This window comes from Desulfonatronovibrio hydrogenovorans DSM 9292 (genome assembly GCF_000686525.1).
Classification (GTDB): Bacteria; Desulfobacterota; Desulfovibrionia; order Desulfovibrionales; family Desulfonatronovibrionaceae; genus Desulfonatronovibrio; species Desulfonatronovibrio hydrogenovorans.
On sequence record NZ_JMKT01000003.1, the window covers coordinates 12,723 to 29,068 of the forward strand.

Annotated in this window: 20 protein-coding genes; all 20 read right to left on the reverse strand. The window is 47.6% G+C overall.

The window, feature by feature from the left end:
• Positions 1-24 precede the first annotated feature (24 nt).
• Entirely contained in the window at positions 25-1,371 is a 1,347-nt protein-coding gene (locus P771_RS0100900) for an RNA-binding domain-containing protein (protein WP_028573654.1), read from the reverse strand.
• Between the two features lie 71 nt (positions 1,372-1,442).
• Positions 1,443-1,637: an SAF domain-containing protein gene (locus tag P771_RS19200; RefSeq protein WP_353740011.1), complete on the reverse strand. Its 195-nt coding sequence runs from the start codon at positions 1,635-1,637 to the stop codon at positions 1,443-1,445.
• A gap of 49 nt (positions 1,638-1,686) precedes the next feature.
• Positions 1,687-2,220 carry an ORF6N domain-containing protein gene (locus tag P771_RS0100910; RefSeq protein WP_028573656.1) on the reverse strand — a complete coding sequence of 178 codons (534 nt, stop codon included), beginning with the start codon at positions 2,218-2,220 and terminating at the stop codon, positions 1,687-1,689.
• A complete protein-coding gene (locus P771_RS0100915; RefSeq protein ID WP_028573657.1) occupies positions 2,213-2,428 on the reverse strand; it encodes a hypothetical protein in 216 nt (71 codons plus the stop codon). The genes P771_RS0100910 and P771_RS0100915 overlap by 8 nt, the downstream gene beginning before the upstream one ends.
• Positions 2,421-3,464: a pseudaminic acid synthase gene (gene pseI, locus P771_RS0100920; RefSeq protein ID WP_051617022.1), complete on the reverse strand. Its 1,044-nt coding sequence runs from the start codon at positions 3,462-3,464 to the stop codon at positions 2,421-2,423. Before pseI ends, P771_RS0100915 begins: the two co-directional genes overlap by 8 nt.
• Positions 3,465-3,494: 30 nt before the next feature.
• A complete protein-coding gene (locus tag P771_RS15990) occupies positions 3,495-4,259 on the reverse strand; it encodes a WbqC family protein (protein ID WP_051617023.1) in 765 nt (254 codons plus the stop codon).
• Complete coding sequence (locus tag P771_RS0100930; RefSeq protein ID WP_028573659.1) at positions 4,250-5,200, reverse strand: sulfotransferase; 951 nt, start codon at positions 5,198-5,200, stop codon at positions 4,250-4,252. The genes P771_RS15990 and P771_RS0100930 overlap by 10 nt, the downstream gene beginning before the upstream one ends.
• Complete coding sequence (pseG, locus tag P771_RS15995; RefSeq protein ID WP_084301561.1) at positions 5,197-6,303, reverse strand: UDP-2,4-diacetamido-2,4,6-trideoxy-beta-L-altropyranose hydrolase; 1,107 nt, start codon at positions 6,301-6,303, stop codon at positions 5,197-5,199. Before pseG ends, P771_RS0100930 begins: the two co-directional genes overlap by 4 nt.
• Positions 6,304-6,344: 41 nt before the next feature.
• Positions 6,345-7,355, reverse strand: a complete 1,011-nt coding sequence (locus P771_RS0100940) for a sulfotransferase (protein WP_084301563.1) — start codon at positions 7,353-7,355, stop codon at positions 6,345-6,347.
• Positions 7,356-7,376: 21 nt separating this feature from the next.
• Positions 7,377-8,069 carry a pseudaminic acid cytidylyltransferase gene (pseF, locus tag P771_RS0100945; RefSeq protein ID WP_028573661.1) on the reverse strand — a complete coding sequence of 231 codons (693 nt, stop codon included), beginning with the start codon at positions 8,067-8,069 and terminating at the stop codon, positions 7,377-7,379.
• On the reverse strand, positions 8,066-9,139 hold the full coding sequence (locus P771_RS0100950) for an N-acetylneuraminate synthase family protein (protein WP_028573662.1): 1,074 nt from the start codon (positions 9,137-9,139) through the stop codon (positions 8,066-8,068). The genes pseF and P771_RS0100950 overlap by 4 nt, the downstream gene beginning before the upstream one ends.
• Before the next feature lie 71 nt (positions 9,140-9,210).
• Positions 9,211-9,537 (reverse strand): type II toxin-antitoxin system RelE/ParE family toxin, encoded by a 327-nt coding sequence (locus tag P771_RS19205; protein ID WP_353740012.1) that lies wholly within the window; start codon positions 9,535-9,537, stop codon positions 9,211-9,213.
• Positions 9,489-9,704 (reverse strand): hypothetical protein, encoded by a 216-nt coding sequence (locus P771_RS0100955; protein WP_035243734.1) that lies wholly within the window; start codon positions 9,702-9,704, stop codon positions 9,489-9,491. Before P771_RS0100955 ends, P771_RS19205 begins: the two co-directional genes overlap by 49 nt.
• 336 nt (positions 9,705-10,040) lie before the next feature.
• Positions 10,041-10,409, reverse strand: coding sequence for a GxxExxY protein (locus P771_RS0100960; protein ID WP_035243736.1), 369 nt, complete (start codon positions 10,407-10,409; stop codon positions 10,041-10,043).
• A 91-nt stretch (positions 10,410-10,500) separates the two neighbouring features.
• On the reverse strand, positions 10,501-11,772 hold the full coding sequence (gene pseC / locus P771_RS0100965) for a UDP-4-amino-4,6-dideoxy-N-acetyl-beta-L-altrosamine transaminase (protein WP_028573665.1): 1,272 nt from the start codon (positions 11,770-11,772) through the stop codon (positions 10,501-10,503).
• A 3-nt stretch (positions 11,773-11,775) separates the two neighbouring features.
• The gene (gene pseB / locus P771_RS0100970; protein ID WP_028573666.1) at positions 11,776-12,789 is read right to left on the reverse strand and encodes a UDP-N-acetylglucosamine 4,6-dehydratase (inverting); all 1,014 of its coding nucleotides are present in this window, start codon (positions 12,787-12,789) and stop codon (positions 11,776-11,778) included.
• 141 nt (positions 12,790-12,930) lie between these two features.
• Positions 12,931-13,311, reverse strand: a complete 381-nt coding sequence (locus P771_RS0100975; RefSeq protein ID WP_028573667.1) for a four helix bundle protein — start codon at positions 13,309-13,311, stop codon at positions 12,931-12,933.
• Between the two features lie 92 nt (positions 13,312-13,403).
• Positions 13,404-15,257 (reverse strand): ABC transporter ATP-binding protein, encoded by a 1,854-nt coding sequence (locus P771_RS0100980; protein WP_028573668.1) that lies wholly within the window; start codon positions 15,255-15,257, stop codon positions 13,404-13,406.
• A gap of 28 nt (positions 15,258-15,285) precedes the next feature.
• The gene (locus P771_RS0100985) at positions 15,286-15,711 is read right to left on the reverse strand and encodes a four helix bundle protein (RefSeq protein WP_028573669.1); all 426 of its coding nucleotides are present in this window, start codon (positions 15,709-15,711) and stop codon (positions 15,286-15,288) included.
• Between the two features lie 15 nt (positions 15,712-15,726).
• Positions 15,727-16,146 carry a MarR family EPS-associated transcriptional regulator gene (locus tag P771_RS0100990; RefSeq protein WP_035243738.1) on the reverse strand — a complete coding sequence of 140 codons (420 nt, stop codon included), beginning with the start codon at positions 16,144-16,146 and terminating at the stop codon, positions 15,727-15,729.
• Positions 16,147-16,346 lie beyond the last annotated feature (200 nt).

Here is a 16,346-nt window from a genome sequence, read left to right on the forward strand (position 1 = left end):
GCTAGCTCACACCCTCACATCAGCTCACACCTGTGCTTCATACCTCACATCAGCGCCTTTGCCTTTTTTGACAACCAGACCGGCATCCAGCAACTTATTCAGTCTTTTTATCGCTGTGTTCTGGTGGATGTCCAGGCTGGCGGCTATCTGACTGCTGGACTGTTCCCCATGTTTGCGCAGGAAATCATATACAGCCTTGAGATCCGGGGGTAGCGTGTTTTGCGCCTTAAAGAAAGTCACCTTGAAATAACTGCCGACCTCTTCAAACCTCGGCTCTGCCAGGCCGGCGTCCCGGCAGCTTTCCCGCATGCGGATAATCCCCGTACCGAGTTGTTCGATATAACCGGCTTTGCGGAAAATTTTGACGATCTGCCTGTTGCGGATTTCAGATGCACCCAGGCCCAGGTCCGCAACGGCAATCCCGGTAGGCAGGGTGCCCGGACTGATGACCTCGACGCGATCGGCAAACACCTCCACCTTGGATTGGGAGCCCTGCATGGCATAGTCCCTGTGGCAGATGGCATTGACAATGGATTCGCGCAAGGCAAGCAAGGGAATATCCAGCTGTTCCTCCCTGTGCAGACCGCTTATTTCAACCTTGCTGCCGAGATAGGCCCCGACAGCATCGAGAACCATTCCCGGCATGTCCAACAGAGCACAGGATATGGCCTGGGAATGGACCAGGCTTGACCTGCTGTCGCCGCTGTAGCGGACCACGGCAAACCCGGCGTATGCATAAGGTTCGGGTAGAATCTCGCTGAATAACAGCAGCCCCCCGACAGTAGGGTGGCAACTTCCGTTGTAGCGAACAGCCAGTTTTTCCTTTACCAGGTATTCCAGATCGGCCTGGGCTTGCAGGCCTCTCCACTGCATGTACCTGGAAAACACCTGACTGGAAAAAACTTCGCACCCGAAACGGGTTTCCACCTCTTCGTCCAGAGAACGATTCCGTCCCTGTCTGCGCAGGTCCGCCAGCACCCATTCATCAGCAAGCCTGTTGGTGGAACCAACGCGGATATAGGTTCCTTTTTCCGGGCCTTTTGATTTCAAGTAGTAGGGTTTGTTCGGCCCGGGCAAAACCTTGATTCTGAAAAGAACATTGCGGTCAATAGATATAGTCTGGAAAAACACGCCGGGAACAGGGGCAATCCGGTCGTGGATCGAACTGGCCAGGCGCTCTTCAAGGTCAAAAGGGTCTTGGTCAATGCCGATGATATTCCGATCATCGTCAATGCCGATAATAATCTCTCCGCCGGAACCATTGGAAAAGGCGATCACCGTTCGCAGGATACTATCCAGCTTGCCCGGAACCTGACTTTTGAATTCCAGTGTCCGCCCTTCAGGGCTTTTTATTGTCTCATTGATGTTCATGTCAGCACTTCACATTAAGGGAAAAGGTCATCCTGCCAAGGGCTACGGATACCGGGCTACGGCCCCCGGGTTCACCCAATCATCTCCCACCCCACCGGCGTTCCCTTCTTAACGTCCCTGTTCACCTTCTTGCCCAATACCACATCCAAATACCTTGGATGAAGGCCATGGCCTGTGCGTGAGATAACTCTTTTCTTTTGCCTCTCGCCCACTCGAAGACTCGCTAGAGCCGCAGAGGTCACAGAGAAGAGAGAAATCATTTTCATTCCTGCGAGTTGCAGTAATGAAAAAAGCTCTCAGCCCCAGGACTGGGTTTTATGTACCGTATCCTTCTTCATTTTCCTTGGCAGTAAAACCAATTTTCTTCTTAGGCTCAGCTTCTTCAGCCAGGAGATGGTCCAGGGTTTCAAAAATGATCTGGAATTTTCCCTGAGTTTCCTGGCGCAAGCTTACAATCTCCCTGCGAAGCTCCTCATTATCTAATAAGATATGCCTCAGTTTGGTGAATGCACGCATGATCTGGATGTTCACCTGGATTGCCGTTTTACTTCGCAAAATACTGGAAAGCATGGCCACACCCTGTTCAGTGAAAGCCATTGGCGGATGGCGAAGACCCATTTTGTCGAAATTGGAGATCACAAATTGTGATCTCCAATTCTGAAACTCATCCTTGGACAGCTCAAACATGAAGTCTGAAGGGAAGCGGTCAATATTCCTGCGAACAGCCTGTTTGAGTGACCTGGTTTCGACTTGGTAGAGTTCAGCCAGGTCTCGGTCCAGCATAACTCTCAGCCCTCGGATCTGGTAGATCCTGGCGGTAATATTCTCTATTGGTACAATCTCATTCATAACGGTGTATAATTATTTTTGCCTCTCCGCCCCACCGGGGGAGCATGTTATTCATAGCCACCGGCTCGGGGGATATGAATACTAAATTTCTTCCTCCTGCCTTATCTTCCTCATGTCTTGCTCTGTGGCTCAAGGCCTTCTTAGGCCGGGCGTGAGATATTCTTCTCTTTTCTTCTTGGTAAAGGTTGCCGACTTCGGGTTCACCCAATCATCTCCCACCCCACCGGCGTTCCCTTATTCACATCCCTGTTCACCTTCTTGCCCAGCACAACATCAAGATACCTCGGCGGCAAACCATGCCCCGGCCGGATGGAGCGGACGTTTTCCCTGGTCAGGACGTCGCCCACTTTGAGGTCTTTGGTTATGTAGAGTGAGCGGCGCCGCATTCTGGCTTTTTCTTCCGCCTTGGTCGGACCGTATTTAATAACTCCTAAAGCCTGCCAGGCCCGTTTTGTCTCTTCAACTAAAGCTTTCATTTCATGCGGTTCCAGAGAAAAGGCGGCGTCTACTCCGCCGTCTGCACGGCTCAAGGTAAAATGCTTCTCAATAACGGTAGCCCCCAATGCAACAGCGGCAACAGCAGCGCCGATACCTAATGTATGATCAGACAAACCCACTTCGCATCCAAAGAGATCCCGCATATGCGGGATAGTCAGCAGATTCGTGTTCTCGGGTGTAGCCGGATAGGTGCTGGTGCATTTAAAGAGTGCAAGATCACTGCATCCGGCACTCTGAGCTGTATCCACGGCTTCGGCGATCTCTGCCAATGTTGCTGCTCCGGTTGAAATAAGCATGGGCTTACCTGTTGACGCAATTTTTTTGATCAAAGGCAGGTCCACGCATTCAAAAGAAGCGACTTTGTAGCAGGGCACCTTCAGGTCCTCAAGGAAATCAACAGCTGTTTCATCAAAAGGGCTGCTGAACACTATCAGCCCCAACTCCCGGGCACGGTCAAATATGGGCTTATGCCATTCCCAGGGTGTTTGTGCCTTCTGATAAAGGGAATACATTGACTGGCCGTACCACAAAGACTTTGGATCACTGATGAAAAACTCCCCTTCATCCAGGTCCAGGGTCATAGTGTCAGCGGTGTAGGTTTGCAGCTTGAGGGCATGAGCGCCTGACGCGGCAGCAGCCTCAACAATCTGCAAGGCCTTGTCTAAAGATTGCTTATGGTTTCCAGACATTTCAGCGATGATGAAAGGCTGGCTTTGGACTGATATTTTATGCTCTGCAATTTTCAATCGTGTTCTCCTAATACATTTCAACTGTGTTTAACGGCCAGTCTGCATCCACCTTTCCCTGAATTCCTGATAGGGTATCATGGGCCTTCGCCCTGAACGGATCAAGTCAAGAGCCTGCTCGTATCCACAGTTCATAAGCAGATCCAGTATGCACATATGACTTAGAAAAGATGATCCTTGCTGGGGATACTCTGGATGTTCATAATTGTGATAAAACAGCTCAACGCCTGCATCCGGAAAAGTTCCTCCAGGTTGATCAGCTTCAATATAAACGGCACTCCCTTGAGGCGAGAGGTACTTATCAGCGCTTAAAGCACGACATATTTTAACCAGGCGGTCGTCCTTGCGCCCGTCAATGTCACTTATTTCTGAGGAACAGCACAACCTGGTTTTTATGCCGATTTTGTCTACCACCATGCGGATTATCATAATGTTCAAGTCAGCTATAGTAGGGTATTGAGTATTGATGAGTTTTTCAAAATCCGGGTAAACTTTTTTAAAAAACGGTGCCTTTGAATATGCTTGGGCTATAGTTCGAAGATGTTTTTTCTGCCAATTATGACTGTAGTCAATGCCTGTGTTAAAAAAAAACCGGGATACACGGTTTGCATTGCTTTTTATGGGTACAGTCAAAAATACTTCTTCTTGAGCTGTCTTTATTCGATTTCTTACCCCCCAGCTTCGCTTTAGCACGTTAACGTCATCAAAAAAAACAAATTGATCCACTTGATCAATCAAGTCAAAATAGCCAATCCACGGCAGGTATGTGGGCTGCATAATAGCAACTATGGACATGTTTCCTGCTCTGCCAGTCTGTAGAGGCATACTTGAATCTGATGCAACAATCCAGAGTCCATACTTTCGGCAACAGGGCACAACGGGGGAAAACCTACTGTTCTATCTTCCAGGCCAGGATAGGCGTTTCCTATAGTCTCACCAATTTGACTGAGCTCTTCATTGGGATTCAGGCACAGGTCCGAAAATGACAGGCAATGCTTTCTATGAGCAGGCACCATTTCCATTTGCCTGTCTAACTCTTTTTGGGTGTAATGGATTTGTCCGGCTATCTGCTCAGGAATGTCTTGACTCTTGAGATGTGAATACTGCTTTGGTTTTATGGAAAACCATTGGTTTATGTCCTTCATGTATTTGATTCGTCCGTTAAAAAGAGAAACAGCAACGGATTCGATATCTCTTTTTATATATATGAAAAAGGAAGTAGATAACATATTTGCTAAAAATTCCGTTTGTAAAGGGAGTGCTGCTGGATTTTTAAATATCAAAGGCCGTTTCCAAGCATTTTCCATAACGGCCAGGGATTTTTGCAGCCCTCTTACATCTATTCTCGATTGTGCTTCATGGTCCAGAAAATGATTTTCCTTGAAATCAAACCAGCGCCTCCAAAAATATCCAAATTCATGATGGCCCTCATATCCGGCGGTGAATCCATAATTTGATTCTAAGCCTGAAGATTCGTGCCCCGGATCCTGAGATAGTTCCCTGGCCAGGGATATTCCAAATTCAGGCGCGTTCCAGAATTTTGCAATCAGATTGGATGCGTAACCCAGTCTAAATCTTTGGATCATCATCTGGGCCAAAGGGGTCGTGCCTGACCTGGGCAAACCAACAATGAAAATTACCGGCAGTTGTGGAGTGGGGGGAATATCTTTATAAAATTGGTCAAACATCCTCTCCCGAGCCAGTACGTTGTTTAATTGTTCAATCAGGTTAATCATCGTAGTATCGCCTGGCAAAACTCATGCATGCCCGATGCGGGTTCACCCATTAAGTGAATGCACTTCTCCCCGATCTTGCGCAGCTCTTGAGGATTCGTGAAAGCGAAATTTATCGAGCCAACTATTTTTCTGACCTGGACTTCCTGCTGTCTACCGAGATACAAGGCCGCCCCCTCACGCGCCAATGACCTGCAGTTATCGATCTGGTTGTCTGCAATTGATATCATAATGCTCGGAAGCCCCATATAGCAACGCTCCCAGGCCATAGTCCCCCCCGCCCCCAAGCATAGATCCGCGACGGCCATAAGCTTTGCCATATCAAACGACTGTGCATGGTAGTTCATTTTTGCATGAAAACGGCTGGCTCTTTCCAAATCTGCCATGTAAGGATTGCCGACACCAGCAACAACATTCACGACAATTCCGGACAAATCAACATGCTTAAGTGCCGTCAATGCCATTCCAGTAGCATTATTCTTGTCAACACCTCCAAAGGCGATAAGGATATTTTGAACATGACCGTCACGCCTTCTTAGCCTGCTCCGCTCTTCTAAGAACTCAGGCCTTAAAAAGGCAAACCGTGGACCCAAAAACAGCTTGCAATGGGGAGGCACTAAGTTTTTCCACCGTTCAGCAGCTTTGCAGGTAAGATTTGGATCAAGCAAAAAATCGCATTCATGAGGCCTGTCAAGCTGCCCATCAATTACTGCAAGATTTGCTGGTGCATGATTTTTAACTCGCCTCTCCCAGGAGGCATCAATTCCAAAGTGATCGACTATGAGGCAACTTATCTCTTCTTGTAAAAGAACATTAATAGTTTCATCAGCATCTTTCTTCCAGGAAACACCAAGCCAAGATGCGCAAGATGAACTATTTGCCATATCAATTTGCGAATTGTTACTCTCTTTTTGCACAGACAAAGGAAACCTGTACAATTGAAACCCTTTTTCCTCAATATGTTTGCAAAGATGTCCAGGATGTTCCCGACAAATGAATATTATCCGCGCTCCCTTACGCTGCAATGTCTCGGCAAGGGTCAGGCAACGCATGACATGGCCGGTGCCGATTTGCAGGGATGCGTCAACGCGGATGGCGATTTTCATGTATTGTAGCAATTCTCTGATAAGTTAAAAATATTCAAAAATCATCTATAGTTATGCGTCAGTTCAGACACCAGGCCTTGAGCCGCCCTTCTATTGATCGGTTCATTACGAAGCCTGAATCTATTAATCCGGTTACGAAAAAAAGTTTTTACGCACTTACTAAATTGATATACATAGAAGTCTCTCCAAGAAAGAGATGGCCTTGCCTCATATTCAGTATTATAATCCAAAAAACGCATAGTATTCCAACACACTGATTCAATAATCCTGACCTCTTTGTGGCTCATTAATGTTTTGTACTTGTTAAAATTCTGCTTCATGGTTTGTTTATGGACATTCTTTAATTCATGAAAATTATACTCGGAAATACTCTGCTCCACCCCGGCTGCGCACCCCTGAATATCCATCCCAAAGATTTGAAGTATTGAGTACTCGTGTTGAAGAAGCTGCTCATATGAAACAGAAAATGTCCTACCTTGAACAATCGGGCTATTTACAGCCCTTAAACAACTGTTGCACTCCTTTAGCCAGAGTCGTGCCATATCCAATGCCGACTGATTACCAAAAGGTCTGTTTTGCTGGCTTAAAACGTAGTCCCGAGGGTCACGGTAAAGATGAATGAACCTTGCATGAGGTAATTGATGGGCAATGCTTTCCGCAAAATCAAACAACCATATTTCCTTACAGAAATAACCGGAAAAACCTTTATGCGCAGCGTACTCTCTGTACAACACATCTGTCAGACGTATAACTGACCTTTCGTTTCCATAATAATCAGCATATACATTTGCAATATATTCAGGGGAAAAGACTATCTCCCAGGGTACTGCTCTTTCATAGCAACAACGCAGGGCATATCTTATTGTGCTCATCCATTTAGCGTCATCTGAAAATGGACCCATCAATGGTTCCCAGTAGCCTAAAGTCCTCAAAATAGTGGCTGGAGGAACACTGCATAAATTATCTGCGTATTGACATATTCTATGCCTAAGCAGATTGCTTCCGCTACGCTCTGAAGATAATAAATAAATACTTACAGATGGTTGACCCATTTTTTTATCTCAGTCAAAATTTTACCTAACGTCGGTCTTGGCTATTAAAAGACGCTCAGCCATTGCCAAGTCTTCGTGTTCATCAATATCTATTGCTTCATATGATTTAAGGATGTAGCCAGACCTGGACATGGTCCATACAGGGCCTTGGGCATCAAGAAATGCTTGACTTCTCATCCAGTGAAATGCGCCCGCAGGAGCAAAAAAGCTGGGCAACTGCTGCCCCTTTTTGGTGAAGTGCTCAGGAAAGGCAGGAAAAAGTACATTCTTTTCATATGAGAGGGCTTTGAAAGGATGAGGCTTGAACTTTTGGATCGCCAGAACGCAATCGACATTTCTGGTTGAGAGCAATGCATGGCTTTCCACAAGGTGCCTCGGCTCAAGCAGTATCGCTGTCGGATAGATAATGCAAAAGCAACCCGGCAACTCTCCAGCTCTTTCCAAACTCGCCAATGTATGCCTGACAACCTGGTGCACTGTGGCTTGGTCCGTTGCGAGTTCAGAAGGCCGGGGCACAACTTCCGCTCCGCACTTAGTCGAAATATCTGCAATTTCGTTATCTTCCGTGGAAACCAATACCCGCTCAAAGACCTTGCTCTGAAGCGCTGTGCTGATTGGGTAAGCTATCATGGGTTTGCCCATGACGCTTTTGATGTTTTTACCAGGTAAACGTTTTGATCCCCCCCTGGCAGGTATTAAGGCTATACAGTTCATGGCTCGTCCAAGTCGGCAAATGATAGTCTGTGGCCTGCCTGCAAATCTTTAGAATAAACATAATTCTGCAAAGACTCAAAAATGTGAGGGGCAATCCCGTACCCTGGCCTGCGAAATTCAATATCCTCCAGCGAAACAGTCTTTCCTTTGCCTACTGCTTGTTTGACAAAGGCGCTTCTTCGTCCCCTGAGCCTGTCTTTTCTTTGTTCAGGATGCAAAACCCGCCTTGTTGTCCCCATTGCTATTTCCACATCCCTGACAGTCTTGATGAAATGTTCCATTTCACCTGGCTCCAGGGAAAAAATATGTTCAATGCTTCGAGTGGTCCGGTCCATTGTGATTGTTTTTTCAACAAGATTCGCACCCAGGGCCACCGCGGCAACATCCATTTCCCAGCCCGGGGTATGATCTGAATATGCAATTGCGTAATTCGGGAACATCCTTTTAAGAGTCGAGATAAAATTCAAATTAATGCTTTCCAGTCTTGCTGGATAGCCTGAAGGGCAGTTATGAATTATTATCTTTTCGTTCCCCTCTGATCTACATACTTCGACAGCGTCCTCCAACTCTCCAACCGTAGCATTTCCTGTATCCAGCTGGATGCACATGCCGGTCTTAGCTGCTGTTCGAATCAAGGGCCAGTGATTTATGTCAGCCGAAGCTATTTTGATGGAGTGACAACCAAGTTCTACCAGCAAATTGATATCTTCCTCAAATCCAACTGTAGCAAAGAAAGCAAGATCAAGCTCGTCACTATACCTCTTTACTTCAATCCATTCCTCACGATGTAGGCATCTCCGGGAAAGGATATCGTACAATGTCTCAGTGATGATTTCAGTTTCTCCGGTTTCCCGGTCCACCAGTATTTCATATGGACGAGTCATTTGTTTGTCCGCAACTAACTTGTCTGGGTCAAATATCTGAAACTTGACCGCGTCCGCTCCTGCCTCCGCAGCCAGCTTGACCAGCCGCTTGGCTGATTCCAGCCCGTCATGAGTAGGCCCGGCTTCAAAGGTGATGAAGCAGGGATGGGTGTCGCCGATTGTTTTGTTTCCGATTGTAACTGGCATATTTTTTAGTTGTAAGTTATAGGTTATCAGTTGTATGTTATCAGGAATCCGAGGTCCTGGGTCCGCAAGCTTTAGTATACCTCATCATGCGTACCCATTGTTTCCAGAAAAATGGCCTCTTGACCTTCATGCCGACCAAGACGGAAGATAATCCTGAGATCATATCCGACACAGCATGCCCATGATCCTGATAACCTGCCTTGAAGCTTATGTGCTTTCAGACCTGGATGGAAAACATCGTTCTCAAGCAAAGTCAGCGCTTTTCGTAGGTCATCGCCACATTCAGGACGTTTTTTGATAAACCGTTTGGCGGCACGAACGAAGGATGGAGAACGAATCAGAAGTCGCTTCATTTGACGATTTCGTTCATCAGGTCGTCTACACTGACGGGATGGCATTCTCCCGCACTATATTCCGCTCGTGCTTTCTGTATTTCATCAAAAAGCTGGTTACGTCGGCGTTCCATGAGTCTCTTGGAGAGAATTTCCTTGAACATATCCTGTTCTTCAAGTGGCAGTTTCTCCACCTCTTCCAGTAGGCCTCCAAAAGTCGATGTTTGAGACATATCAATTTCTCCTTTTAAACCCGGGTTCCGGGGACTGATCCAGAAAAAGAGTTTGGCCCTAGCCCACGGAATACACGGAAAAGCACTGAATAAGAAAAGAACTTTCCGTGTCCTTCCGTGTGTTCCGTGGGCAGAATTCTTTTTAAGGCATCCACCATCCAGATAAGACAGAAGAGTTTCGCCCACCCCAGTGTAACACTCCAGAGGGGGCCCCGGTTACACGGGGCAGGCGGAATTCACGGAAATGCACGGAAAAAATATTTTCTTCATGTTCCGTGTTATTCAGTGTGTTCCGTGGGCAAATATGCTTTAATGTTTTCCATGGACAGTAATTGTCTATATTATCATCCGTTTCCACTCAAGCTTTGGATGGTGCCCAAAGTTGACCAACAATCCCAGGCGCATCCCGGTGGCGTGCAGGTAATTCAGCACCTGAGCCTTATGTTCCGATGCGATCTTGTCCACGGCCTTGAGCTCTATGATGATTTTCCCGTAGCACACAAAGTCCGGCATATAGCGCTGTTTCAAACGTTTTCCCTTATACTCCAGGTCCAGTTCCTTCTGGGAATCAAAGGGAATACCGCGATCCGAAAATTCTATTTCAAGGCATTCCTGGTATACAGACTCCAGAAATCCACAGCCCATTGTCCTGTAAACCTCGAAGCAGGCACCTTGAATGGTGTAGCTCAGTTCTTCGTAAAGCATGAATCTCAACCCACGGAATAGTCATTATCAAAGACAGAAGATTATCGCCCACGGAATACACGAAAGGGCACGGAAAAGGAAATCTTCAAGTTCAGTGTCCTTCCGTGTGTTCCGTGGGCAGGATTCTTTTCAAGGCATCCACCACCCTGTCCTGCTCCTTCTCGGTCATGGCCGGGAAGAGGGGCAGGGTGATGGCTTCCTGGTAATATTTTTCCGATTCAGGAAACATGCCCCATTCAAATCCCATAGCCTGATAATATGGATGGGTATGAACCGGGATATAATGTACGTTGATGCCTATACCCTTTTTTCTCAAATATTCAAAGACCTGTCTACGTGTCAGGTTCATCTTTTCCAGATCCAGACGGACCACGTACAAGTGCCAGGCTGAGCTGCCGTTCGGATGCTGCCATGGTGTTGTTACAGGAAGATCTGACAATAATTCATCGTACCTGGCCGCAAGCTGGGAGCGTCTGGCAACGAATTGATCCAATCTTTTCATCTGGCTGATGCCCAGTGCCGCCTGGATGTCGGTCATGCGGTAGTTGAAACCGAGATCTATTTGTTCATAATAATAAGCAGGTTTGGGGGTATCTATGTATGGGTGTTTGGGCGTGTTTGTGTATGGGGGTATGGGTGTGTGGGCGTATGGGTGTGTTTTACTCCCAGACTCCCTTACTCCCATACTCCCATACGTAGTTACATTCCTTGTGATGCCGTGACTCCGCAATAATTCCATCCTCTCTGCCAAAGTCTGGTCATTGGTAACGGCCATTCCCCCTTCGCCAGTAGTGATGATCTTGACCGGATGGAAGCTGAAAATTGTTATATCGCTATAGCGGCAATTGCCGATGGGTTCTTGTTTGTATTTCCCTCCAAGGGCGTGACAGGCATCTTCAATGACTCGGAAGTCATATTCCTGCGCCAGGGCATGAATTGCCTCCATGTTGCAGGGCTGACCGCACATATGCACCGGAACGACTACTTTGGGAAGACTTTTGCTTTCCCTGGCCTGTTTAAGCTTTTCTTCCAAAGCCTCAGGACTCATATTGTAAGTAGCCGGATCAATATCAACAAAATCAACCTTTGCCCCGCAATAAAGAGCGCAATTGGCTGAAGCCACAAAGGTAATGGGTGAAGTCCAGAGTGTATCGCCAGGACCCAGGTCAAGGGCCAGACAGGCGATGTGCAGGGCGGACGTGCCGGAGTTGACGGCCACGGCATCGCCGACGCCGCAATACCTGGCAATCGTCTGCTCGAATCGCGGTACCATCGGGCCCTGAGTCAGGAAGTCGGATTTTAGCACCTCGACTACGGCATCTATGTCGGACTGATCTATTTGTTGCTTACCATATGGAATCATTCGCTACACCGTGAAACTACTGTCTATGTTAATTCGGATTAATTCCCGCAATTGTTCCACAGTCAAAAAATCCGGATTAGAGCCGCTGTTGTAGGCAAAGCCGGGAGTAACCATTTTGCATCCATTTTGATCACAATAATGCACAGGGCCATGCTTGCCAGTGGTGGGCAGAATAGCAAAGTACCTGCCCAGATCAACAGTATTAAAACTGTCGCTGGAAGTAATCATTTCCTCATGGATCTTTTCCCCCGGCCTGATCCCGGTTACAGGCTTCTCGCATTCCGGACCAATAGCCTCGGCCACATCCAGGATGCGGTAACTGGGGATCTTGGGCACGAAAAGTTCACCGCCCCGGGAGTTTTCAATGGACCAGAGCACCATGTCCACCCCTTCCTGCAGGGTAATATTGAACCTGGTCATAGCTGGGTCGGTGATGGGCAGGACCCCGGTTTTGCGCTTCTCCAGGAAAAAGGGGATGACTGAACCCCTGCTGCCCATGACGTTGCCATAGCGAACCACCGTGAATCGCAGGTTTCTTCCTCCAAGAATATTGTTGGCGGCAATGAACAATTTGTCAGAACAAAGCTTCGTTGCGCCATACAGATTGATGGGTGCGGCAGCCTTGTCCGTGGATAGAGCCGCGACGACCCGGACTGTTGGAGTATCCAGGCAGGCTTCAACAAGATTTTGCGCTCCCAGTATGTTGGTCTTGATACATTCAAAAGGATTGTACTCAGCCGCCGGAACCTGCTTCAGGGCCGCGGCATGGACAACTACTTCAATTTGCTCCAGGGCTCTGCGCAAACGTGAGTAATCCCGTACATCTCCGATAAAATAGCGCATGGCCGGAAATTCTTGGGGACTGAACTCCTGCTCCATTTCAAACTGCTTGAGTTCATCTCGGGAAAAGACTACCAAACGCTTTACATCTGGATAGCGTTCCAGAACAGTTCTAACAAAAGCTTTGCCAAATGAGCCTGTACCACCGGTGATTAATATGGATTTGTTGTTGAGCATGTTCTTAATATGTTAAAATGTTAAAAGTACTGCGTAAGGTCAAAAGTGCTAGTTAAAAGTGCGAAGGTTAAAGGTGCTAAAGCAAGGTAAAAAGTACTTCGTAACGTTACCGAAAGTATAATGTTCTTGACTTTCCCACTTTTAACTTTTTACCTTCCCACCTTCCTTCCTCCTGAGCGTAGCCATCAAACTTGAAATTCTTTTGGAAAGCACCTCATATTCTGAAATCAGCCTCATGCCGGTATCTTTGTCAATATGCCCCACGTCCTGGGCCAAGTACAGCATGCTCCTGGTCTCGCCGCTGGAGCCCTTGGCGATATCCAGGAAGCGGCGGAATTCGGCTCTGGACCGTCGCTCAAAACCTTCTGCTATGTTGTTCATAACAGATACTGAGGCGTCCTGAATCTGGTTTCGAAATCCAAAGTCCCTGCAATCTTTGAACTGTAAATAAATCTCAACTGCCAAACGTCTGGCCTCTTGCCATATTTCAAGATCTTCAAAGCGTTTGGCAAACTCTCCCATTTCTTGCCTCTTCTCTTCCTGCCTTTTAGTTCCCTACCTGCGCACTTTTAACCTTCATACATTTTACTTTGGTACCTTTTACCTTCCAACTATCACTCATTCACCACCGCCATCCTCCTGAACTCCTGGTTTGATTCCAACAACTCATCATAAGTTCCCTGTGCTACAAGATGGCCATGTTCAAGCACAAAAATCTGGTCGCATTTTTCTACTGTGCTCAATCTGTGAGCGATGAGGATAATGGTTTTGGCCTTGCCCAGATTATGTACGGCCTGCATTACTGCTTTTTCCGTAAGGTTGTCCAGAGCGGATGTGGCTTCATCAAAGATGAGCACTGCCGGGTCATGGTACAGGGCCCGGGCAATACCGATGCGCTGGCGCTGACCTCCGGACAGGCGCACACCGCGCTCGCCCACTAAGGTATTGTAGCCTTTGGAAAGCTCTGTGGTTACAAACTCGTGCAGCTCAGCTATTTTTGCTGCTTTTTCCACTGCCTGCATATCAATTTCTTGAGGCGGAATGCCAAAGGCAATGTTAGCGGCTACAGTATCGTCAGCCAGGTAGATATGTTGGGGGACGTAGCCGAGGGTACGTTGCCAGGACCTTAGGGTGTTATCGGTTATCAGTGTTCGGTTATCAGGGCTGGCAGTTATCGGGCTTCGGTTATCTGGTGAAGAGCCAAAGATTGGGAAATCGTCAATAAGAAGTTGGCCGGATTGGGGCTGGAGAAGGCCCAGGATGATGTCCACGGTGGTGGTTTTGCCTGATCCGGTGGAGCCGACGAGTCCTACTGTGGTCCTGGCCGGGATGTCCAGATTAAGACCTTTAAGGGCCGGGGAATGGGCGCCTGGATAGGTAAAAGTGATATCATTGAGGGTGATGGATTGTTCAGGAACCAGGGGTGCTAATTTTTCCTGCCTTGTAAGCCCCAGCTCATCCTGAAACTGTCTGATGTCCTGATAAAGGCTGTCCAGGGCAGGCAAAGCAAAACGCAGCTTGCTTAAATGAGAGTAAACAGCCTGCAGAGCAGGCAAAAGCCTGTACCCGGCAAAGGCGTAAACAGCCAGCAGGGGCAGGATGCGGGAAAAATCACCATGGGTCCTGAACAGAAACAGGGCAAGGATAAGAATCCCGCCAAAGGCCATGATTTCCAAAGCAAACCTGGGCAGCTGACTTAGAATGGCATTGGTGGCCTGGTGCCTGGCAAAACGTAAAGACGGATCAACAAACCGGCTGAAAAAAGGCATTTCCCGACCGAATATCTTGACTTCCTTGATCCCGCCCAGAGCCTCCTGAGCCACCTGGAAACGCTCTTTATTGGCCAGGACCCGGTCAGTGCCGATGCGGGACAGATATCTGCGGATGGTCAGATAGATGAGAGCGTATGCTCCGCCAAGGACCAAAGCAATGACCACTGCCAGGACCGGGTCCACCAGAATGAGCAGAACGACCAGGAAAACTGCTACAACGCCGTGGGCCAAAAGCTGCATAAAGGGAATCATGACACCATTAATCACCTGCTGGACTTCCGACAGTATACTCTTGCCCAGGTCTGCACTATGCCGGTTAAGAAACCAGGTATAGGGCCGACCCAGATAGCCTTTGAACAAACGGCAGGACAGAGAATAGTTGCGCATGTGGGTGAAGCGCAGCAGGACGTACTGGGTCAGGGCCTTAAAGGCTATGGATAATACTAGAATGACAAAGACTATCAGACCCAGGAAGAACAGAAAATCCCTTGGACTGGTAAAGCCCAGTCTGGTATAGACAAGGTTCAGCCAGGGGTTGGTCTCCACTACTTCCGGATTTCCCAGGACAGACATAAAGGGCATGATAGAAGCCACACCAATAGTGTCCAGAAAGGCCATGACCAGGATCATGCATAAAAGCAGATATGCCCGGCGGCGTTCTTTTCTGGTTAGGAGAGAGTGGATTTTTTTGAACACGTGTCGGTTATCAGTTATCGGTTAACGGTTAACGGTTGTCAGTGCCATATTCTGCAAATTGTTCGTGCAGGTTGGTGCTTTTTTTCTTGCTCTGCTTGTAGAGATAATTCATGTACCCGTTTAGCAATTTGATGGCATGGTGCGACAACTCCCTGCCCCGCTGGTAGATATCATCTGGTATAAGTTCTTCATCATATGCTGTTATCAAATGATCCAATGTTTCCCAGCAGGAACCCCTAGCATTACTGCAAAATTTAGCATTGTCCAGATAGTGAAACCTGCCGTAGCCCTCAGCTGTATTGGCAGTACTGGACCGGGCAGCCCGCAATATCTGATCACCCAGTCGATATTGCTCATATTTTGGAAGTACAGGAACTACCTCCTTGGCAACAAATATGCGCAGCTTGCGGCAAGCTTTCCAGCATTCAAGGTCTTCAAAGGTTTGGATGTTCATGGTGTCAGTTATCGGTTATTGGTTATCAGTTGTCGGGGGTGAGTTATCCGTTATCTGGAGCCTGATAACTGTTAACTGATAACTGTTAACTGATAACTGATAACTCTCTGCACGCAACTCCTCAATCTCCGCCTTTAACCGGTCATACTCCTTTTCCTTGCGCTTCAAGAAACGGCAGGTGACCCTGGCCTTTTCCTTCAGTCCTGTGGGAGTCAGCTTGTACAGATAAGCGGATTTTTTACGGGAATTCTTGAAGTTTATGGCCTTGATAAAGCCCTTGTCCACCAGGGCTTTCAGACAATAATTGACCTTGCCCAGGGACAGGCCGGTTTTCCTGGCCAGATCGCGCTGGGACAGGTCAGGCCGGCCATGTAATAGCTTGAACAGCACATATATGTGGGCGTCATCCGGGATCTGTTCAGTTTCTGAACGCATGGCCGAGTTGTTATGGGAGTTATGCAGGGATGTCAAGGGGTGTTGTCAGGGATAACTGACTAAGGACCCAGAATTTCTTGTGCCTTTATGAGCGTCAATCTGCGAGATCAGCGGTTAAACCTCTTCTGTCCTTAATATCTTCCGCAGAGCATAGAGACACTGCTGCTGCGGATGGAAACATAATACAAAATACAAAGAAA